Annotated in this window: 18 protein-coding genes, 1 tRNA gene and 1 riboswitch; of the genes, 2 read left to right on the top strand and 17 right to left on the bottom strand. The window is 69.2% G+C overall.

Going from position 1 to position 19,785, the window contains the following annotated elements; translation table 11 throughout:
* The first annotated feature begins 67 nt into the window (after positions 1–67).
* Complete coding sequence (locus AX669_RS07640; protein WP_231729487.1) at positions 68–2,008, top strand: potassium transporter Kup; 1,941 nt, start codon at positions 68–70, stop codon at positions 2,006–2,008.
* Between the two features lie 126 nt (positions 2,009–2,134).
* Here AX669_RS07640 and pdxS read toward each other — a convergent pair whose 3' ends face one another.
* From pdxS to AX669_RS07600, 8 genes are all read right to left on the bottom strand, one after another.
* Positions 2,135–3,043 carry a pyridoxal 5'-phosphate synthase lyase subunit PdxS gene (gene pdxS, locus AX669_RS07635; RefSeq protein ID WP_006946845.1) on the bottom strand — a complete coding sequence of 303 codons (909 nt, stop codon included), beginning with the start codon at positions 3,041–3,043 and terminating at the stop codon, positions 2,135–2,137.
* A 161-nt stretch (positions 3,044–3,204) separates the two neighbouring features.
* The gene (locus AX669_RS07630) at positions 3,205–3,864 is read right to left on the bottom strand and encodes a hypothetical protein (protein WP_062257619.1); all 660 of its coding nucleotides are present in this window, start codon (positions 3,862–3,864) and stop codon (positions 3,205–3,207) included.
* Complete coding sequence (locus tag AX669_RS07625) at positions 3,861–5,006, bottom strand: glycosyltransferase family 4 protein (RefSeq protein WP_062257618.1); 1,146 nt, start codon at positions 5,004–5,006, stop codon at positions 3,861–3,863. Before AX669_RS07625 ends, AX669_RS07630 begins: the two co-directional genes overlap by 4 nt.
* 3 nt (positions 5,007–5,009) lie before the next feature.
* Positions 5,010–5,954 (bottom strand): phosphatidylinositol mannoside acyltransferase, encoded by a 945-nt coding sequence (locus tag AX669_RS07620; protein ID WP_062257616.1) that lies wholly within the window; start codon positions 5,952–5,954, stop codon positions 5,010–5,012.
* 4 nt (positions 5,955–5,958) lie between these two features.
* Positions 5,959–6,579, bottom strand: coding sequence for a phosphatidylinositol phosphate synthase (gene pgsA / locus AX669_RS07615; protein WP_062257612.1), 621 nt, complete (start codon positions 6,577–6,579; stop codon positions 5,959–5,961).
* Between the two features lie 65 nt (positions 6,580–6,644).
* Complete coding sequence (locus AX669_RS07610; RefSeq protein WP_062257611.1) at positions 6,645–7,220, bottom strand: HIT domain-containing protein; 576 nt, start codon at positions 7,218–7,220, stop codon at positions 6,645–6,647.
* Positions 7,221–7,302: 82 nt separating this feature from the next.
* Positions 7,303–7,692, bottom strand: coding sequence for a hypothetical protein (locus AX669_RS07605; RefSeq protein WP_038567939.1), 390 nt, complete (start codon positions 7,690–7,692; stop codon positions 7,303–7,305).
* Positions 7,689–8,183, bottom strand: a complete 495-nt coding sequence (locus AX669_RS07600) for a GNAT family N-acetyltransferase (RefSeq protein ID WP_006944541.1) — start codon at positions 8,181–8,183, stop codon at positions 7,689–7,691. The genes AX669_RS07605 and AX669_RS07600 overlap by 4 nt, the downstream gene beginning before the upstream one ends.
* A 123-nt stretch (positions 8,184–8,306) precedes the next feature.
* Positions 8,307–8,422, top strand: a riboswitch (SAM riboswitch).
* Positions 8,423–8,494: 72 nt separating this feature from the next.
* On the opposite strand from AX669_RS07600, the gene AX669_RS07595 reads away from it, so the two are divergent.
* The gene (locus AX669_RS07595) at positions 8,495–9,808 is read left to right on the top strand and encodes a bifunctional o-acetylhomoserine/o-acetylserine sulfhydrylase (RefSeq protein ID WP_062257640.1); all 1,314 of its coding nucleotides are present in this window, start codon (positions 8,495–8,497) and stop codon (positions 9,806–9,808) included.
* 166 nt (positions 9,809–9,974) lie between these two features.
* Here the strand turns inward: AX669_RS07595 and thrS are convergent, their stop codons facing one another.
* The 9 genes from thrS to AX669_RS07550 form a co-directional block, all read right to left on the bottom strand.
* A complete protein-coding gene (gene thrS / locus AX669_RS07590; RefSeq protein ID WP_062257610.1) occupies positions 9,975–11,972 on the bottom strand; it encodes a threonine--tRNA ligase in 1,998 nt (665 codons plus the stop codon).
* 515 nt (positions 11,973–12,487) lie between these two features.
* Positions 12,488–13,906 carry an argininosuccinate synthase gene (gene argG / locus AX669_RS07585; RefSeq protein WP_062257608.1) on the bottom strand — a complete coding sequence of 473 codons (1,419 nt, stop codon included), beginning with the start codon at positions 13,904–13,906 and terminating at the stop codon, positions 12,488–12,490.
* 162 nt (positions 13,907–14,068) lie between these two features.
* A complete protein-coding gene (gene moaA / locus AX669_RS07580) occupies positions 14,069–15,139 on the bottom strand; it encodes a GTP 3',8-cyclase MoaA (protein WP_082740711.1) in 1,071 nt (356 codons plus the stop codon).
* Positions 15,136–15,573: a molybdenum cofactor biosynthesis protein MoaE gene (locus tag AX669_RS07575; RefSeq protein ID WP_062257606.1), complete on the bottom strand. Its 438-nt coding sequence runs from the start codon at positions 15,571–15,573 to the stop codon at positions 15,136–15,138. The genes moaA and AX669_RS07575 overlap by 4 nt, the downstream gene beginning before the upstream one ends.
* Positions 15,574–15,650: 77 nt before the next feature.
* A tRNA-Val gene (locus AX669_RS07570) sits at positions 15,651–15,727 on the bottom strand.
* Between the two features lie 59 nt (positions 15,728–15,786).
* Complete coding sequence (locus AX669_RS07565; RefSeq protein ID WP_062257604.1) at positions 15,787–16,254, bottom strand: TIGR02611 family protein; 468 nt, start codon at positions 16,252–16,254, stop codon at positions 15,787–15,789.
* 169 nt (positions 16,255–16,423) lie between these two features.
* Positions 16,424–17,266: an aminotransferase class IV gene (locus tag AX669_RS07560; protein ID WP_197418871.1), complete on the bottom strand. Its 843-nt coding sequence runs from the start codon at positions 17,264–17,266 to the stop codon at positions 16,424–16,426.
* Positions 17,263–18,357, bottom strand: a complete 1,095-nt coding sequence (locus tag AX669_RS07555; protein ID WP_082740707.1) for a chorismate-binding protein — start codon at positions 18,355–18,357, stop codon at positions 17,263–17,265. The genes AX669_RS07560 and AX669_RS07555 overlap by 4 nt, the downstream gene beginning before the upstream one ends.
* 116 nt (positions 18,358–18,473) lie before the next feature.
* Positions 18,474–19,583 carry a calcium:proton antiporter gene (locus AX669_RS07550; protein WP_006944517.1) on the bottom strand — a complete coding sequence of 370 codons (1,110 nt, stop codon included), beginning with the start codon at positions 19,581–19,583 and terminating at the stop codon, positions 18,474–18,476.
* Between the last annotated feature and the right edge of the window lie 202 nt (positions 19,584–19,785).

Below are 19,785 nucleotides of genomic sequence, written 5' to 3'. Positions count from 1 at the left end.
CCCTATGACACAGGCGTATCTGCTACCCGTGTGGCGCGCGCAGGGGCGGTGGCCCCATACTTTCCGGGTGAGTACTGAAGCGAGCGTGACGAGCGAGGGCGCGTCCACCCCCGAGTCGAACCCCGGCGGCCATGCCAAGAAGGGCATGGCCGCGCTCATGCTCGGCGCCCTGGGCGTCGTCTTCGGTGATATCGGCACCAGTCCGCTGTACTCGGTGCAGAGCGTCTTCAACGTCGACCACAACGCCGTCGTCGCCAACGAGAGCGACATCTACGGCGTCATCTCCTGGATGTTCTGGGCACTCACCATCATCGTGACGATCAAGTACGTCCTGTTCGTCCTGCGCGCCGACAACGACGGCGAGGGCGGCATCATGGCGCTCGCCGCGCTCGTGCGACAGGGCGTGCCCAAGGGCGGCAAACGCTGGGGCATCGTCATGATCCTCGGTGTCATCGGCGCGTCCCTGTTCTTCGGCGACAGCGTCATCACGCCGGCGATCTCCGTCATGTCGGCCATCGAAGGTCTCGAGACGGTGCATGAAGGGCTCACCGAGTACGTCGTCCCCATCGGCGCGATCGTCATCACAGCGCTGTTCTTCATCCAGCAGAAGGGCACGGACGCCGTCGGCAAGTTCTTCGGCCCCGTCATGATCGTCTGGTTCGTCACCCTCGCCGCGCTCGGCGTCAACCAGATCGTCCGCGACCCGGAGATCTTCCGAGCACTGCTGCCGACGTACGCGGGCAGCTTCGTCATCGGCCACCCCTTCATCGCGTTCGTCGCGGCCGGCTCGATCGTCCTGTGCGTGACGGGCGCCGAGGCACTGTACGCCGACATGGGCCACTTCGGTCGCGCGCCGATCACGCGCGCCTGGTTCGTGCTCGTCTTCCCCGCCCTCATCCTCAACTACATGGGGCAGGGCTCGCTCATCCTCAGCGACCCGAAGAACATCTCCAACCCGTTCTTCCTGCTCGCCCCCGAATGGGCCAAGCTCCCCCTCGTCATCCTCGCGACCGCGGCCACCGTCATCGCCTCGCAGGCCGTCATCTCCGGCGCGTTCTCCGTCGCCCGCCAAGCGGAGCGCTCCGGCTACCTGCCGCGCATGACGGTGCGTCACACCGGCGAGGAGGAAGAGGGCCAGATCTACATCCCCGGCGTCAACTGGGTGCTGTTCATCGGCGTCATAACGCTGCTGCTCGCGTTCCGCAGCTCCGAGAAACTCGCCGTCGCCTACGGCCTCGCCGTGACGGGCACGTTCCTCATGACGACGACACTGTTCCTCGTCTACGCGCAGAGCACGCTCAAGTGGCCCAAGTGGCGCCTCGTCGTCCTCGGCTTCTTCCTCTACCTGTTCGAGGGGATCTTCTTCACCGCCAACGTCGCGAAACTGTTCCACGGCGGTTGGCTGCCCGTCGTCATCGCCTGCGGCATCGGCCTGTCGATGCTGACGTGGCAGAAGGGCCGCGACATCGTCGCGCGCCGCCGCCACGACATCGAAGGCCCCCTCGACGACTTCGTGCGCTCCGCCCGCTGCGGTGACCTGCGCGAGGTCCCCGGCACCGCCGTGTTCCTCCACCCCGACCGGACGACGACGCCGCTCGCCATGCGTGAGAACGCCAACTTCAACCACGTCATCCACGAGAACGTCTTCATCGTGACGACGAAGAGCGCCAACGTGCCGCACATCGCACCGGAGGACACCGTCGTACTCGACCACCTCGGCAACGACTACGACCGCATCACCCACCTGACGCTGCGCTACGGCTTCCAGGACGACCAGGACGTGCCCGCCGCCCTGCGCATCGCCGCCGACCAAGGCGTCGACATCGACCCCGACACCGCCTACTACTTCGTCTCCGAGATCGGCCTCATCGACGCAGGCCGCCCCGGCATGTCGAAGCTCCGCAAACTGCTGTTCATGGCGATGAGCCACAACGCCGCCGTCCCCGCCGACTACTTCCGCCTCCCTAAGGAACGGACGGTGATGATGGGGGCTCAGATCCTTCTCTGATCCGCGAGCGGATCAGAGAAGGATCTGAGCCGTTCTCCCCGCGTGCTGTCGCACCGAATGAGCACGTGTCCGGGGCAAGCCTGCGCGCCCCGGACACGGCGAACCGGAAGACGAGCCGAGGAATTATCACCAGCCCCGTTCGGACAGGCGGTGGGGTTCGGGGATCTCGTCGACGTTGAGGCCGACCATGGCTTCGCCGAGGCCGCGGGAGACCTTGGCGAGGGTGTCGGGGTCGTCGTAGAAGGTGGTGGCCTTGACGATCGCTTCGGCGCGTTGGGCGGGGTTGCCGCTCTTGAAGATGCCGGAGCCGACGAAGACGCCTTCGGCGCCGAGCTGCATCATCATGGCTGCGTCGGCGGGCGTCGCGATGCCGCCTGCGGTGAACAGGACGACGGGCAGCTTGCCCTTCTCGGCGACCTCACGCACGAGGGCGTAGGGAGCCTGCATCTCCTTGGCCGCGACGTAGAGTTCGTCCTCGGCCATCGACGTCAAGCGGCGGATCTCGCCGCGGATCTTGCGCATGTGCGTCGTCGCGTTCGACACGTCGCCGGTGCCCGCTTCACCCTTGGAGCGGATCATCGCGGCGCCCTCGTTGATGCGTCGCAGCGCCTCACCGAGGTTGGTCGCGCCGCACACGAACGGCACGTCGAAGGCCCACTTGTCGATGTGGTTGGCGTAGTCGGCGGGCGAGAGCACCTCCGATTCGTCGATGTAGTCGACGCCGAGCGCCTGCAGCACCTGCGCTTCGACGAAGTGCCCGATGCGCGCCTTCGCCATGACGGGGATCGACACGGCCTCGATGATGCCGTCGATCATGTCGGGATCACTCATGCGCGAGACACCGCCCTGCGCGCGGATGTCCGCGGGCACACGTTCGAGGGCCATGACGGCGACGGCTCCTGCGTCCTCGGCGATCTTCGCCTGCTCGGGGGTGACGACGTCCATGATGACGCCGCCCTTGAGCATGTCGGCCATGCCGCGCTTGACGCGGTCGGTCGCCACGGCGGTGTTCTGTTCGGAGCCTGCAGAGCTCATGTGTTCGTCCCTCTTTCTGATGGGCGCCGCGGATGCGACGCGAGAGCCCACGCTAGCCCCGAGACGGGCATGAAGGAGACAGATGATCGTCGATGGCAGCTACCGGCCACGGCATGATGGGGCCGACGACGCCAGCCCGAACACGGCTGCTCCGGCAGAAATCAGCGCCACGCGTCGGTGCGACCGAGGCCGTGGACGCGGGTGGCAAACGTGACTTCTTCCGGCAGCTGCGTGCGTCCAGCCAGGTGCAACGCCCGGACGATCGCCTTGGCGCGTACGCGACGTACGTCGCGTACGGCCTCGTTGTGGAATCGGTAGGCGAGTTCGACGCGATCGCATGCGTCCGCGAGACGCTGACGGGCCCCGTCGTCACCCTCCGCGGGCGCGCTGCCTGGGACGTCAGGCACGGTGCTGATCGGGCGGCGCCCAGCTGCTTCCGCCCGCGACGCGGCGCCGTCCGTCGCCGACGCGTCACCCACGACGAGCGCAAGCGTCTGCGTCAGCGCCGTCTCGGCCTGCGCACGCTCGACGGGTACGCCGACCTGTTGCACGTCGTCCGTGATGAGGGCGCCGTCGGCGGCCTGCAGCGAATCGGCCGCCGACGAGGCGAGCAGCAGCGCGCTCGCCGGGTCGAGAGCGGTGGCCTGCGCGTACTCGGCCGCGGCCTCGGCGCGGCGCACGAGCTGCGCGTCGAGCGAGGCCAGCGACCCCTCGACGCGAGCGTGCAGCCGGTCGAGGCGCGCTGCGGTGTAGCTGAGATACCAGGCGAGCGCGAGCAACAGCGCGACGACGACGGCGACGTCGGCCCACACGCCGCTCATGATCGGCGTCCCGCCACCGCGGCGGCCGCGGCATGCGAACTGCGGACCGTCTCGTACGCGGAGATGACCTGCTGCCCGACGGCCGACCAATCGTAGAGCCGCGCGCGCTCTCTCCCGGCCCGGGACAGGGCGTCACGCGCACCGCGGTCAGCGAGCACCCCCGTCACCGCATGCGCCAGCGCCGCCGCGTCGCCGGTGTCGAAGAGGACGCCGCAGCGGCCGTCGTCGAGCACGCGCGCGAAGGCCTCCAGATCGCTGGCGACGACGGGGGCGCCGGCGCTCATCGCCTCGATGAGGATGATCCCGAAGCTCTCGCCACCGATGTTGGGCGCGACATACGCGTCGCACGACGCCAGCAACGACGCCTTCTCGGCGTCGCTGAGCAGCCCGAGGAACTCGACGTGACCCTCAGCCGAGGCGGGCACCTCCCGCCGCGCCGCGTCGACGTCACCCGGCCCCGCGACGAGGACGCGCACCCCGGGGTGCGCCCGGGCGATGAGCGGGACGGCGTCGAGCAGAACGCGCAGGCCCTTGCGCGGCTCCCCCATGCGTCCGAGAAAGGCGATCGTCGGGCGCTCGCCCCCATCCTGCCAGCGCGCCTCGGGGCGAGCCGTCGCGAACCGGTCGACGTAGACGCCGTTCGGCACGAGCGCGGCGTCACCGCCGAGATGGCGCGCGACGGTGTCCCGCGCGGCGCGCGAGACGGCGATGCGCCCGGTGATCTTCTCCAGCGCCGGGCGCAGGAACGGTTGGGCGAGCTGCAGCGCGCGCGAACGCTCGATCGAGGTGTGGAACGTCGCGACGACCGGCCCGTCGTACGTGCGCAGCGCGAGCAGCGACACGCTCGGCGTCATCGGTTCGTGGACGTGCAGGACGTCGAAGTCGCCGCGCTCCACCCAGCGCGCCGTCCGGCTCGCCGCGACCGGACCGAACGCCAGGCGCGCGACGGAACCGTTGTAGCGGATGGGCATCGCTCCCCCGGCACTCGTCACGTACGGCGCACCCGCGTCGTCACCGTCGCTCGGCGCGAGGACGCTGACCTCGTGCCCTTCTGCGAGCAGGTACGTCGCGAGGTCGCGCACGTGCAGCTGCACACCGCCGGGCACGTCGAACGAGTACGGGCTGACGAGGCCGATCCGCACCGCTCAGCCCCGGCGCGCGTCGAGGTCGCGGACGAACACGCGCTGCATCATGTGCCAGTCCTGCGTGTGCTCGCGGATGGCGCCACCGAGCGCGTCGGCGCACGCCTGGACGGCGGTCTGCACGTCGGCGCGGGCATCATCGGTGTGGGCGATGTCGACCGCCGGGTGGAAGCGGATGTCGATGCCCCAGCCGCTGCCGCCGTCGCGCCGGCGGTAGGTGATCGTGATCGGCACGAGTGCCGCACCGGTGCGTCGGGCGATGACGGCGGGGCCGGCAGCGAGGCGGGCCGGCTCGCCGCACAGGTCGACCGTGACGCCGCGGCTCGTGAGGTCGCGATCCGACAGCAGCGGCGCGAACGCACCCGGTTCGCGCACGAGCGTCTCGACCTGGCCGAGGACGTTCTCGCCCTTGGTCAGCGGGATGATCGTCATGCCCAGCTCTTCGCGGAAGTGCAGGAACGCGCGGAAGAGAGCGTCGGGCTCGAGTCGCTCGGCGACCGTCGTCACGTGCGCGAGCTGTGTCGCCGACCAGGCGCCCGCGAGATCCCAGTTGCCGAGGTGGCCGAGGTAGGCGACGACGCTGCGTCCATCGGCGAGCATGCTGCGGGTCGCCTCGAGTTCACCCGAGGTGGTCACCCTCTCGGCGATCTGCTCGCGTGTCAGCGACGGCAGTCGGAACGCCTCGCACCAGTAGCGCAGGTACGAGCGCACGCCGGCGGCGACGAGCGCGTCGAGGGCTGCGTCGTCGAGTTCGGGGCGCGCGATCGCGTAGTTGGAGCGCATCCGCGCGACGCTCGGGCCGCCGCGGCGCGTCGTGACGTCCGCGATGACGTCGAAGAGGCGGTGGGCGGCGCGCTCGGGCAGCGCCCGCACGCCCCACCAGGCGCCCTTGAACGCTGCGACGGTGACGGCGTCGCGGGCGCGCGTCGTCAACCCCTCGGCGGCCACGCGCTCAGCCCTCGAACGGCTTGGCGAGGGCCTGCTTCCGCACCATGAGCATGCGCTGCACGACCGTGATGAACGATGCGACGGCGAGCAGCGTGAGCACGACGGTCAGCACGATCTCGGGCAGGAACCAGCCGACGAGGCCGGTCGTGACGAGCACGGCGACGAGACGGTCGGCGCGCTCGGCGATGCCGACGTTCGCCTGCATGCCGAGACCCTCGGCCCGGGCCTTGGCGTAGGAGACGACCGAGCCGAGCACGAGGCACGCGAGCGCGAGGCACGCCATGAGGAAGTTGTCGCCCTTGCCCGCGTAGTACAGGACGAGGCCGCCGAAGATCGCGGCGTCACCGACGCGGTCGAGCGTCGAGTCGAGGTAGGCACCCCACGTCGACGAGCGGCCCGACAGGCGCGCCATGTTGCCGTCGAGCATGTCCGAGAAGACGAAGACGGTGATGAACAACGTGCCGACGAGGAAGTCGCCGCGCGGATAGAACCACAGTGCACCGAACGCGACACCGACGGTGCCCACGATCGTCACGACGTCGGGGCTGATGCCGAGACGCAGCAGGAGCTGGGCGATGGGCCGGAAGATGGCGGAGAAAAACGCGCGCGCGTACTTGTTGAGCATGGTGGTTCAACTGTAGCGGTTCGATATACCCGTTCGAGGCAGCGCACTGCCCGTGGTGCCCGGTGTCAGTCGTTCGGCCAGTTCGCGACGATGCGCTGACGGCTGTCCTCGAGCAGCACCGGCAGCGCCTTGGTGCGCCCGATGATCGGCATGAAGTTCATGTCGCCACCCCAGCGCGGCACGATGTGCTGATGCAGGTGCGCGGCGACGCCGGCACCTGCGACGTCACCCTGGTTCATCCCGAGGTTGAACCCGCCCGGGTTCGACGCGGCCTTGAGGGCACGCACCCCGGCCTTCGTCAGCTTCGTGAACTCCTCGGTCTCGTCGTCGGTGAGGTCGATGTACGAGGCGACGTGACGGTACGGGCACACGAGCAGGTGGCCCGGGTTGTACGGGAACAGGTTCATCACGACGAAACAGTGCTCACCACGGTGGACGATGAGGCCGTCGGCGTCGGTCTTCGTAGGCGACGCGCAGAACGGGCAGTCGTGGCCGGCGTCCTTTGTCGGACGCTCGCCCTCGATGTACGCCATGCGGTGCGGCGTCCACAGCCGCCCGAACCCGTCGGCCTCGCCCGCGAAGGCGCCGGCTTGCTCGATGAGGATGTCGTCCTGCGAATCAGTGTTGAACTCGTCGACCATGGCCCGATCCTAGAGCCCCGCCTGCCTCGACGCAGCGGCCGCGGGTGGGCTCGCGCGCACCATGCACCCCGGGTGAGCGGTCTCAGACCGCCGCGATCTCGCGCAGACGCGCCGGGACAATGGTTCGGTCGGCTTCCCCCGCGTGCGCGACGTCGCCGACACGGCCCGCCAACGTCCGCGCGACCTCGGCCGCGTCGCCGTCACCGACGACGGCGACGATGCTCGCCAGCCCGGCGAGGCCCGTGACGGCGTCCTCGAGGTCGAGCCAGTCGTCGTCATCGAGGCCGGCCGCCGCCCCCGGCCATGCGACCGAGGCGGCCATGACGCCGTCACGAGCCCACTGCTCGACAGCGTCGCGCGCGAGGGCGCCGTCAGCACCGAGGTGCAGGACGACGGCGTTCGCGACCGGTTTGGACGGGCAGGCGATGCAGCGCTCGCGCTGATCGAGCGCCCAGATGACGTCGTCGCTCATGACGCACGCTCCGCATCGCGGCGGGCGTCGAGGCCGAACGGCGCCACACGCTGCATGTGACGTTCGTCCGGCGGGCCGAAGCCGGCCCGTTCGTACAGCCTGCGGGCACGCGGACGGGCGTTGAGCATCATTCGCGCGACGTCGTGCGCGTCGGCCCAGGCGTCGACGATCCGCAGCATCCGCTCGGCCAGGCCCTGGCCGCGCGCCGACGGCGTGACGAAGACGACCGCGATGTAGAGCGACGGCTGCGCCGGCCGAGCCAGCGCCGGGGGCCGGTGCACGAGCGACGTCTGCACCATGCCGAGAGCCGTCCCGTCAGCACTCGAGGCGAGCCACGTCGGCAGATCGTCGTAGTGCGCGAGCCAGTGATCGGCATACTCGGTGATGAAGCCGGAGCGGTTGCTCTCCCCCGCCTCGAGGTCCATCTGCAGACGCAGCGCCGCGCAGGCGAACGCGTCTTCGCGGCGCGCGCGGACGATCGTCGGTGTCATGGCAACAGTCAAGCACGGCATGAGGGTCGTCGCCCGTAGGCGCGTCGCGTCAGCACGGGGCCGCGACCGGAATGTGAGACAGCATTCCCGCCTGATGACACCACCCGGCCTAGAGTGGCCGCAGGTCACGAGCGTCAGCGTCAAACCCCGGTTTGCTGGCCGGCAACCCTCCCACCGCGGCGGGGTGCTCCGGGTGACGACCTGGCCCGGCGCCGAGCGCGTCCGGGCAAGCGCGGAGGGATTCCCCTTCGGGCACCACACGTACGGTGCGCCGCCCGTGCGTCCACGCACTCCTCAAGAGGGACATCATCATGAGCTCCGAGAACTGGGCCTTCGAGACCAAGCAGATCCACGTCGGCCAGAACGTCGACGGCGACACCGGCGCCCGGGCGCTGCCGATCTACCAGACGACGTCGTTCGTCTTCGACTCCGCCGAGACCGCGGCCAACCGCTTCGGCCTGTCGGATCTCGGCCCCATCTACACGCGCATCGGCAACCCGACGGCGCAGGCGGTCGAAGACCGCATCGCCGCGCTGGAGGGCGGCGTCGGCGCGTTGCTGCTCGCGTCGGGTCAGGCGGCGACGACGTTCGCCATCCTCAACGTCGCTCAGGCCGGCGACCACATCGTCGCCTCGTCCGCGCTGTACGGCGGCACGTACAACCTGCTGAAGTACACGCTCAAGCGACTCGGCGTCGAGACGACGTTCATCGACAACATCAACGATCTCGACGAGTGGCGCGGCGCCATCCGCGACAACACGAAGCTGCTGTTCGGCGAGACGCTGAGCAACCCCGACCAGAAGGTGCTCGACGTGCGCGGCCTCGCCGACATCGCCCATGACGCCGGGGTGCCGCTGTTCGTCGACAACACCGTCGCGACGCCGTACCTGCTGCGCCCGATCGAGCATGGCGCGGACGTCGTCATCCACTCCGCGACGAAGTACCTCGGGGGGCACGGGACGTCGATCGCCGGCGTGCTCGTCGACGCCGGCACGTTCGACTACGCCGCCGACCCGGCGAAGTTCCCGCAGTTCAACGAGCCGTCGGAGAGCTACCACGGTCTCGCGTTCGCCCGCGACCTCGGCGTCGGATCGCCGCTCGGCGCGAACCTCGCCTTCATCCTCAAGGCGCGCGTCGAACTGCTGCGCGACCTCGGCGCGGCCGTCTCCCCGTTCAACGCGTTCCTCATCGCGCAAGGCCTCGAGACGTTGTCGCTGCGTGTGGAGCGACACGTGGAGAACGCGAAGAAGGTCGTCGAGTTCCTGAAGTCGCAGCCGCAGGTCGAGACGTTGTTCTACGCCTCCGACCCGTCGAGCCCCTACAAGGAACTCGCCGACCGCTACCTGCCCGCCGGCTCCGGCGCCGTGCTGTCGTTCGAGATCGCCGGTGGCGTCGAGGCGGGCAAGAAGTTCGTCGACGCCCTCGAACTGCACTCGCACGTCGCGAACATCGGTGACGTCCGTTCCCTCGCCATCCATCCTGCGTCGACGACGCACTCCCAGGGCAGCGACGAGGACCGCCGCGGCGCCGGCGTGACGCCCGGCCTCGTGCGGTTGAGCGTCGGCATCGAGAACTCCGCCGACATCATCGCCGACCTCGAGAAGGGCTTCGCCGCAGCGAAATGACCATGCGCTGAGGTGGGTCCCCGCGACGGGTGACGCAGCCGGGTTTCGTACCCCGAGCGTGGTCATCCGGCCGTGTCGAACGCCGGCCCTCGGGTGCACATGCCAACACACGAGCGCGCCCCCGAACCGCGAGGTTCGGGGGCGCGCGTCGTCGTCGCGGCAGGAGTCAGCCGGCCGTCGGGTCAGTGTTCTGACGTTCGGTGATGACGCGGGTGATCTCGGCGATCGCGTCGGCCACCGGCACGCCGTTCTTCTGCGACCCGTCGCGGAAACGGAACGAGACGGCGCCGTTGTCGCGGTCCTCTTCACCGGCGATCAGGATGAACGGCGCCTTCGACTTGGACGCGTTGCGGATCTTCTTCGGGAAGCGGTCGTCGCTCATGTCGACCTCGACACGCACGCCGGCTTCGCGCAGCTTGATCGCGACGTCCTGCAGGTAGTCGTAGTACTCCTCCGCGACGGGCACAGCGAGCACCTGAACCGGCGCGAGCCACGCCGGGAACGCGCCCGCGTAGTGCTCGACGAGCACGCCGAGGAAGCGTTCGATCGAGCCGAACTTCGCCGAGTGGATCATGACGGGCTGCTGGCGCGAACCGTCCGCCGCCTGGTACTCGAGGCCGAAACGAGCGGGCTGGTTGAAGTCGTACTGGATCGTCGACATCTGCCAGGTACGGCCGATGGCGTCGCGCGCCTGCACGGAGATCTTCGGGCCGTAGAACGCGGCACCGCCCGGGTCCGGCACGAGCTCGAGGCCGGACTCGAGCGCGACGTCCGACAGCACCTTCGTCGCGATGTCCCACTGTTCGTCGGTGCCGATGAACTTGTCCTTCTTGTCCCCGTCGACGTCGCGCGTCGAGAGCTCGAGGTAGAAGTCGTTCATGCCGAAGTCGCGCAGTAGGCCGAGGATGAAGTCGAGCAGGTGCTTGATCTCTCCCGGCGCCTGTTCGGGCGTGACGTAGCTGTGCGAGTCGTCCTGGGTGATCATGCGCACGCGCGTCAGACCGGAGAGCACGCCCGACTTCTCGTCGCGGTACACCGTGCCGAACTCGAAGAAGCGCAGCGGCAGCTCACGGTAGGAGCGCCCACGCGAACGGAAGATCTCGTTGTGCATCGGGCAGTTCATCGCCTTGAGGCGGTAGTTCTGCCCGTCGACGTCGAGGGGCGGGAACATCCCGTCCGCGTAGTACGGCAGGTGACCCGAGGTGTAGAAGAGGTCTTCCTTCGCGATGTGCGGCGTGCCGACGTAGGAGAAGCCCTCCTCGATGTGACGGCGGCGGACGTAGTCCTCCATCTCACGCTTGATGATGCCGCCCTTGGGGTGGAACACCGGCAGGCCGGGGCCGATGTTCTCGGGGAAGCTGAACAGGTCGAGCTCGGCGCCGAGCTTGCGGTGGTCGCGCTTCTCGGCCTCGGCGAGGCGCTCGAGGTAGGCCTTCAGCTCGTCCTTCGTCGGCCACGCAGTGCCGTAGATGCGCTGCAGCTGCGGGTTCTTCTCGCTGCCGCGCCAGTACGCGGCGGCCGAACGCATGAGCTTGAACGCGTTGCCGAGCACCTTCGTCGACGGCACGTGCGGGCCGCGGCACAGGTCGCCCCAGGCGACGGTGCCGTCGCGGCGGACGTTGTCGTAGATCGTCAGCTCACCGCCACCGACCTCGGCCTCCGCGCCCTCGGCCGCATTCGCAGCGTTGCCCTTGAGGCCGATGAGCTCGCACTTGTAGGGCTCGTGCGCCAGTTCTTCGAGGCCCTCGGCGTCGGTGATGACGCGGCGGTTGAACGTCTGGCCCTCGTTGACGATCCTCTGCATCGCCTTCTCGAGCTTCTTGAGGTCGTCGGGCGTGAACGCCTCGGCGACGTCGAAGTCGTAGTAGAAACCGTCGGTGACGGGCGGTCCGATGCCGAGCTTCGCGCTCGGGTTGATCTGCTGCACCGCCTGCGCGAGCACGTGGGCCGCGGAGTGACGCAGGACGGCGAGGCCCTCGGGGTCCTGCGCGGTGACGGGCTCGACGGACGCGCCATCCGGGATCTCGCGGAACAGGTCGCGCAGTTCACCGTCGATGCGCATGACGAGGACGGCCTTGTCGCCGCCGAACAGGTCCGTGCCCGTCGTGCCCTGCTCGACCTCGCGTGGTTCGCCGTTGACGGTCAGGGTGATGTTCTCGGACACGGCTGTGCTCCTTGTTCGTGACGTGCAGACTCGGCCGCACACGTACGAATGGCACGGCCCGTGCCGCCAAGGCTACCGGGTGCCCCCCACCACCCCACGCCGAGCCGCCGGCACCACCCAGGCGTGACGTTGGTCGCCCGCGGTGATGCGAGGCGGCTGTTGCTGAGGATCTCCTACGAATGTGGACGTAGATCGCCGATGTGGACGAAAATCGCAGGTGGGTCAGGGGCCCGTACTCATCTGCGATTTGCGTCCACATTCGCGATTCCTCTACACCTCGGCGAGCGGCGTCCACACTCGCGAGGTTCGGCCGCCACTACCAACCTGGGTGACGGTCGTCGACGGCGCCGTGTCCAGCCGACGACCACATTGCCGTCCGGACGCGACGAGGCCGCCCACCATCCAGTGGGCGGCCTCCTCGATCGCGCCGAGCGTGCAACCTTCCTCGACCGATGCCGAGGTCTTGGTCGATCAGCGCCGATGTCCTGGTCGATCGGCGCCGACGTCTCGGGAGGTCAGTCGGTGCCGAACTCCATCGCCGCTTCGTCGAGTGCGAGAGCGTCGGCGTCGACGTTCGGGTTCGACGCGATCTGCTGCGCGCCACCGGGCTCGAGCTGGCCGACGAGGTCGGTCTGCGCCTTGCCCAGCCCGCCGCGTGCGGCGTAGAACTCGAGCTTGCCACGCGTGTCGGCGATGTCGAGGTTGCGCATCGTCAGCTGCCCGATGCGGTCGACGGGGCCGAATGCGGCGTTCTCGGTGCGCTCCATGGACAGCTTGTCGGGGTGGTAGGAGAAGTTGTCGCCCTGGGTGTCGACGATCGAGTAATCCTCGCCGCGACGAAGGCGCAGCGTCACCTCACCCGTGACGGCGGACGCCACCCAACGCCGCAGACCCTCGCGGATCATGAGCGACTGCGGGTCGAACCAGCGTCCTTCGTACAGCAGCCGCCCGAGGCGCCGTCCGTCGTTGTGGTACGCGGCGATGGTGTCCTCGTTGTGGACGGCGTTGAGCAGCCGTTCGTAGGCGATGAACAGCAGCGCCATGCCGGGCGCCTCGTAGATGCCGCGCGACTTGGCCTCGATGATGCGGTTCTCGATCTGGTCGCTCATGCCGAGCCCGTGGCGTCCGCCGACGGCGTTGGCCTCCTGGAACAGGGCGACGACGTCGCCGCCGAAGTCGTCACCGTTGATCGCGACGGGCAGCCCCGATTCGAAGCGGATGACGACGTCCTCGGTGTCGATCTTCACCGCGTCGTCCCAGTACGCGACACCCATGATCGGCTTGACGATCTCCATCGACTCGTCGAGGTGCTCGAGCGTCTTCGCCTCGTGCGTCGCGCCGAGGATGTTGGCATCCGTCGAGTAGGCCTTCTCCGCCGAGTCGCGGTAGGGCAGATCGTGCGCCGTCAGCCATTCGGACATCTCCTGGCGCCCACCCAGTTCGCTGACGAAGTCGGCGTCGAGCCACGGCTTGTAGATGCGCAGGCCCGGGTTGGCGAGCAGACCGTAGCGGTAGAAACGCTCGATGTCGTTGCCCTTGAACGTCGAGCCGTCGCCCCAGATCGACACGCCGTCGGCCTGCATGGCGCGCACGAGCAGCGTGCCCGTGACGGCGCGACCCAGCGGCGTCGTGTTGAAGTACGTGCGCCCGCCGGAGCGGATGTGGAACGCGCCGCACGCAATGGCGGCGAGACCCTCCTCGACGAGCGCCTTCTTGCAGTCGACGAGACGCGACAGTTCGGCGCCGTACTGGCCGGCACGGCCCGGGATGCCTTCGATGTCGTCCTCGTCGTACTGGCCGAGGTCGGCGGTGTAGGTGCAGGGGACGGCGCCCTTGTCGCGCATCCAGGCGACGGCCACGGAGGTGTCGAGGCCACCGGAGAAGGCGATGCCGACGCGTTCGCCGACGGGCAGGGAAGTCAAGACCTTGGACATGCCTTCAGAATACCCCGACTGAGTAGTTATGCCAAAACAGTGCATAACTACTCAGTCGGCAGGCCTGGGGAGGCGGGACGACGCGCCGGCGCCCCGCAGCGCGAGCCTGGCACCCACGTGTGCACCGACCCGACTACCCGACCTAGGCGCGCCATCGATCGCTCAGCCGCCGATGGCGCTCATCGGCCGCGGCGGCTGGAGGAATCCGGGTTCGTCGATGCCGTGGCCGGGTTGCTTGCCGGCGAGGCAGGCTCGGATGCGGGCGCGGACATCGGCGTCCGTGCCACCGCTGCGCAGCACCGAGCGCACGTCGGTCTCGCCGCGCGCGAACAGGCACGAGCGCAGCTGGCCGTCGGAGGTGAGCCGCAGCCGGTCGCACGCGCCGCAGAACGGCATCGTCACGCTCGCAATGATGCCGACGCGGCCCGGGCCTCCGTCGACCTCGTACAGCTCGGCCGGGGCGGCGCCGCGTCCGGGCAGCGCGTCCAGTGAGTGCGTGCGACGCAGCAGGGCGAGCGTCTCGGCAGCTGTCACCATCTCGGCGCGGTTCCACACGTGCCCGCCGTCGAGCGGCATCTGTTCGATGAAACGCAGTTCGTGCCCCTCAGCGAGGGCCCAGTCGAGCAGTGCGGGCGCCTCGTCGTCGTTGACGCCGCGCAGCAGCACCGTGTTGATCTTGATCGGCGCGAAACCGGCGCAGCGCGCCGCGTCGAGACCGGTCATGACGTCGTCGAGTCGATCCCGACGGGTCATGGTCGCGAAACGCGAGGGCGAGAGCGTGTCGAGGCTGACGTTGAGTCGCGCCAGGCCCGCGTCGCGCAACGGTTTCGCCAACTGCGCGAGCCGAACGGCGTTCGTCGTCATCGACAACTCGGGGCGCCCGCCCGGCCCCTCGAGTGCCGCCAGGCGTTCGACGAGGTCGACGATGTCGGGGCGCAGTAGCGGTTCGCCGCCCGTGAGGCGGATCTCGTCGATGCCGGCCTCGACGGCGATGCGAGCCACCGTGACGATCTCGTCGCTCGCCAACAACGTGTCGCGCGGCGCGAGCGGCACACCCTCGGCGGGCATGCAGTAGGTGCAACGCAGATTGCACTTGTCGGTCAGCGAGATGCGCAGGTCACGATGCACGCGCCCGAACGAGTCGACGAGCGGACCGTCATCCGAAACGCCTGCAGCGGTGGAGAGTTCGCCGCGCAGGGCACGGCGCACGCGGGGTGTCGGCAGCTCGATCATGACGGCAGCCCGGACCACACCGCGCTGCCGTCGCGCAGGTGTTGCTGCTTCCACAGCGGAACGTCGTGCTTGATGCGGTCGACCAGTTCGCCGCACACCGTGAACGCCAGCGCACGATGCGGCGAGCTGACGGCGGCGACGATGGCGCTCTCCCCCACCGCGACACGTCCGATGCGGTGGCTGACCGCCACGCGTGTCTCACCGTCCGGATCCAGCTGCGTGACGACGGCCTCCGCCACCTCGCGCAACGTCGCCGCGGCGCTCGGGTGCGCGGTGTAATCGAGCGCGACGACCTCGCCGTCAGCCTCCGGGTCGTGGTTGCGTACCGTCCCGACGAACGTCACGCACGCGCCCTGACGTGCGTCGTCGACGGCGCGCGCGTGGGCGTCGACGTCGAGGTGCGAGTCGGTGACGGCGGCGAGCAGGACGGGCATGGGCGCTCCTTCCATCGGTGGCCCAGCGGTGTCCGCGGGACGCAAAAAACGCGGAATCCGATGATTCCGCGTCCTGATGGTGGATGTAAAGGGACTCGAACCCCTGACCTCTCGCGTGTGAAGCGAACGCTCTAACCAACTGAGCTATACATCCGTGTGGTGCGCGGGAAACACTAGCCCACGGCGTCGATGAACACCAAACGGGCCGGTGCGTCAGCCGCTGAGCCCCGGCACGTCGTCGAGCCAGTTCTCGGCGAAGTCCGGCAACCATCCCGGCACTCCGGACACCGCGAACATCACCCAGAAGATCGCGACGACGAGCGCGAACGTCGCGAGACCGGCCAGCGCCTGCGCCCACCAGCCCTTGCGTTCGAGCCAGTCCCACCACGCTTGCACCTTCGCGCGCACCCAGCCGAGCAGCCGCTGCGCGCGCTCGAACTCGCTCGCCCAGATGCCGAGGCCGAGGAAGATGACGAGCCAGCCCGGCCCCGGAAACGGCAGCAGCACGATGCCCACGATGACGACGATTGCGCCGAGCACACCGACGCCGATGCGGTACAGTCGCGCGCTCTTCGGGTTGGCGCGGATGCGTCGACGCCACTCCCAGTCGTGCTCCTCGCCCTGCCCGGGCTCTCGAGAATCGCGGGAATCAGCGTCGCGGGCGGAGGTCGTCGAGCTCATGAGAGCCAAGCCTAACGGGGGGGCGCCTGAGCCGACCATTCCAACGCCGCGCGCGGGAGACTTCACGGCCGAGCGTGAACCGACGTCAACCGACGTCAACCGCCACGACATCGCGCCGTCGCGTGTCGAGGGAACCCCGCGCCGAGGCAAACCCGGCGGGAACCCGCCGTCAGCCGAGCAGCTCGCCCTGACGCTCGGCGAAGATCGCCGCGATGCGCGAGGTCATGGGTCCGGGGGTGCCCTCGTCGCACAGCGCCCGGTCGTTGATGGCGTGCACGCCCTGCACGTCGCGTGTCGAGGAGGTGACGAACGTCTCGTCGCATTCGTCGAGCACGTCGAAGCTCAGGTGTTCCTCGGCGATCTCGACGCCGGCCTCGCGCGCCCACTCGATCGTCAGCGCGCGCGTGATGCCGGCGAGCGGGCCGTCCTCGAGCGGCGGCGTGACGACGCGCTCACCGAGCACGACGAAGATGTTCGACCCGGTGCCCTCGCACAGGTTGCCGAGCGTGTTCGAGAAGATCGCCTCGCTCGCGCCGGCCTCCTTGGCCGCGGCGAGCGCGACGACGTTCTCCGCGTACGACGTCGTCTTCAACCCGGCGACGGCCGAGTTCTCGTTGCGCGTCCAGCGCACCGTCGCGACCTTCGTCGTCGGCGCGGGTCGCGGCACGGCGCCCGCCGTCACGATGTACGTCTGCGGGGCGTCGCCGCGATCCGAACCGAGTGGGCCGACGCCGCCGGTCACGGTGTAGCGCAGGCGCCCGAAGTCGATGTGCTCACCCTCGAGCACGGCCTTGACGCCCTCGTCGATGCGGTCGCGATCGAGCTTCGGCAGGCCGAGGCCGGCGAGGCTGCGATCCATCCGATCATGATGACGCGACAACGCGAACACGCGGCCGCCGTCGATCTTGGCGGTCTCGAACACGCCGTCGCCGACGGTGATGCCGTGGTCGATCGGTGAGATGGCCGCGCCCTCGTCGACGCGGCGACCGTCGACCCAGATCCGGATGCTCATGGTGTCTCCTCCAGTGCCGCGCCCCGCGCAATGGCGAGCAGGCGATGTGCCTTCAGTTCGGTCTCATCCCATTCTGCCGTAGGCACCGAATCCCACGTGATCCCGGCGCCCACCCCGAAGTGGGTCGACGGAGACGATATCCCGTGCCCGTTCGCGGCCGCAGCCCCACCCCCGGCGAGTTTCTGCCAGAACGTACGGATGCCGACGGCCAGCTCCGCGGCGCCCCGATCGGCGTCGATCCACCCGATGGCGCCGCAGTACGGCCCGCGCGCCCCCACCTCGAGTGATTCGATGACGTCGAGAGCCCGCCGTTTCGGGGTGCCCGACACCGAGCCGGGCGGCCCCGTCGCGCTGAGCAGCCGCGCCCACGTCACGCCGTCACAGACCTCGCCCCACACCGTCGAGACGAGGTGGACGAGGCCGGGGTGCTGTTGCATCTCGAGCAGCGGATCGACGCGCACCGAGCCGGGCACACAGACACGTTGCAGGTCGTTGCGCACGAGGTCGGTGATCATGACGTTCTCCGTCACGTCCTTCGCGAGCATCGTCTCCGGACACGTCGACGTGCCCTTGATCGGCGCGGAACTGATGACGGCGCCCTCGCGCGCGAGGTACATCTCCGGCGAGGCACTGACGATCTGCGGCAGGCCCGCGATGTCGATACGCGCGGCGTGACGCGCCGGGTTGTGGGCGAGCACGCCGTGGAACAGGACGTCGAGGTCGAGCGCGGCGTCCGTCGTCAGCGTCCGACAGAGGTTGACCTGGTACACGTCGCCTGCCGCGATGTGCTCGCGGATCCGTTCGACGCCGTCGCAGTAGGCGTCGCGCGACAGCGACGATCGCCATTCGACGTGACATTCCGCGGGCCTTGACGGCGGCTCGGCCAGGGCCGCACTCCCCCGCCACGGCTGCGTCGGGTGCCACACCACCGATCGCATGCGCGCGGCCAACAGCTCGCCCTCGAACGTCTGCACGACGACGTGGAAACCGTGCTCGAGATCGTCGGGATCCGACGTCACCGCCTCGACGTCCCACGCCGTGACGTCGCGAAAGAGCGCACGATCCGTGCTGGCGGCGAGAGCGTCGATCACGAGAGGCCACAGTAGTCCGGCCGCGTCCCGCGCAGGCGGATGCGCCGCAGCGGATGAGCCCGGCCACGTGGCGACCTACCGAGGACGCACGCCCTCTGCCCGGACGCGGGTCACGGTCACGGATTCGCGGCGAGGAAAACGTACGCGAACAGCAGCACGAGCAGGATCCACCCGGAGAACCGCGTCGCGCGGCCCTGGACGATCGTCAGGATGCCGACGACGAGGCTGAGCACGAGCAGCACGATGTGCATGCTGCCGAGGCCCAGTTCAAGCGGTGACGACAGGAACGGCGACAGCGCCGCGAGCGTCGGGATCGTCAGGCCGATGCTCGCCATCGCCGAGCCGTACGCGAGATTGAGGCTGTTCTGAACGCGTCCAGCGCGCGCGTACTTCGCGGCGGCGAGCGTCTCCGGCAGCAGCACGACGAGGGCGATGACGACGCCGACGAAGCTCTGCGGGAAGCCCGCGGCGTCGACGGCCTGTTCGATCGACGGCGACAGCACCTTCGCCAGACCGACGACGGCGACGAGCGCCACGACGAGCAGGCCCAGGCTGACGAGCGCGGCGCGCGTCGACGGGGCCGGGCCGTGGGCGTCCTCGTCGTCGAGCGGCTTGCCGGCGCGGTCGACGGGCACGAAGAAGTCGCGGTGACGCACCGTCTGGGTGAGGACGAACATCGCGTACACACCGATCGAGCTGATCGCGGCGAACGCGAGCTGCGACGGCGAGAACTCCGGCCCGCTGCGGGCCGAGGTGAACGTCGGCAGCACGAGGCACAGCCCCGCGACGGTGACGACGCCCGCCAGCGCGGCCGCCGACCCTTCCGGGTTGAAGCGTGCCAACCCGCGGCGCCCCGCGCCGAGGAAGATGCACAGACCGGCGATGCCGTTGATCGTGATCATGAGCGCCGCGAACACCGTGTCGCGCGCAAGCGTCTCGACGCCGTCCTTGCCGGAGGCCATGAGGGTGACGATGAGCCCCACCTCGATGACGGTGACGGCGACCGCGAGGACGATCGAACCGAGCGGCTCGCCCACCTTTGCGGCGATGACCTCGGCGTGGTGGACGGCGGCGAGAACAGCGCCGAACAACGCCGCGGTGACGAGGACGGCGACGACGCCCGGCAGGCTGCGTCCCCAGGTGGCCGCGAGGACGACGGCTCCGAGGATCGGAGCCCACGTCGTCCACTGGGCGATTCCTGGTCGGTGCGTGGCTTCGGCGCTCATGCGCTCCCCTTGGATCGTGCGGCGGTCACGGACGCTGCGTGCTCGGCCCCTGCCTGAGGGAGACGGTTCCTGCGAGAGCGAGCCTCGATCAGTCTTGGCCGAATGTGCATCAAGGCCTCCGGCGACACGCCGAAGGCCTTGATGTGATGGTGGGCGATACTGGGTTTGAACCAGTGACCTCTTCCGTGTCAAGGAAGCGCGC

It is taken from the genome of Dermacoccus sp. CCH2-D9 (genome assembly GCF_001556795.1).
Taxonomy (GTDB): domain Bacteria; phylum Actinomycetota; class Actinomycetes; order Actinomycetales; family Dermatophilaceae; genus Dermacoccus; species Dermacoccus nishinomiyaensis.
This window is presented reverse-complemented; position numbering and strand designations above follow the sequence as displayed.

Excerpts from the sequence above, each read along its gene's own strand:
- pdxS (WP_006946845.1), bottom strand. The coding sequence starts at position 3,043 with ATGAGCTCTGCAGGCTCCGAACAGAACACCGCCGTGGCGACCGACCGC.
- AX669_RS07630 (WP_062257619.1), bottom strand. The coding sequence starts at position 3,864 with ATGAGCGGCGTGTGGGCCGACGTCGCCGTCGTCGTCGCGCTGTTGCTC.
- pgsA (WP_062257612.1), bottom strand. The coding sequence starts at position 6,579 with ATGCTCAACAAGTACGCGCGCGCGTTTTTCTCCGCCATCTTCCGGCCC.
- AX669_RS07610 (WP_062257611.1), bottom strand. The coding sequence starts at position 7,220 with ATGGTCGACGAGTTCAACACTGATTCGCAGGACGACATCCTCATCGAG.
- AX669_RS07605 (WP_038567939.1), bottom strand. The coding sequence starts at position 7,692 with ATGAGCGACGACGTCATCTGGGCGCTCGATCAGCGCGAGCGCTGCATC.
- AX669_RS07600 (WP_006944541.1), bottom strand. The coding sequence starts at position 8,183 with ATGACACCGACGATCGTCCGCGCGCGCCGCGAAGACGCGTTCGCCTGC.
- AX669_RS07595 (WP_062257640.1), top strand. The coding sequence starts at position 8,495 with ATGAGCTCCGAGAACTGGGCCTTCGAGACCAAGCAGATCCACGTCGGC.
- argG (WP_062257608.1), bottom strand. The coding sequence starts at position 13,906 with ATGTCCAAGGTCTTGACTTCCCTGCCCGTCGGCGAACGCGTCGGCATC.
- moaA (WP_082740711.1), bottom strand. The coding sequence starts at position 15,139 with ATGATCGAGCTGCCGACACCCCGCGTGCGCCGTGCCCTGCGCGGCGAA.
- AX669_RS07575 (WP_062257606.1), bottom strand. The coding sequence starts at position 15,573 with ATGCCCGTCCTGCTCGCCGCCGTCACCGACTCGCACCTCGACGTCGAC.
- AX669_RS07565 (WP_062257604.1), bottom strand. The coding sequence starts at position 16,254 with ATGAGCTCGACGACCTCCGCCCGCGACGCTGATTCCCGCGATTCTCGA.
- AX669_RS07560 (WP_197418871.1), bottom strand. The coding sequence starts at position 17,266 with ATGAGCATCCGGATCTGGGTCGACGGTCGCCGCGTCGACGAGGGCGCG.
- AX669_RS07550 (WP_006944517.1), bottom strand. The coding sequence starts at position 19,583 with ATGAGCGCCGAAGCCACGCACCGACCAGGAATCGCCCAGTGGACGACG.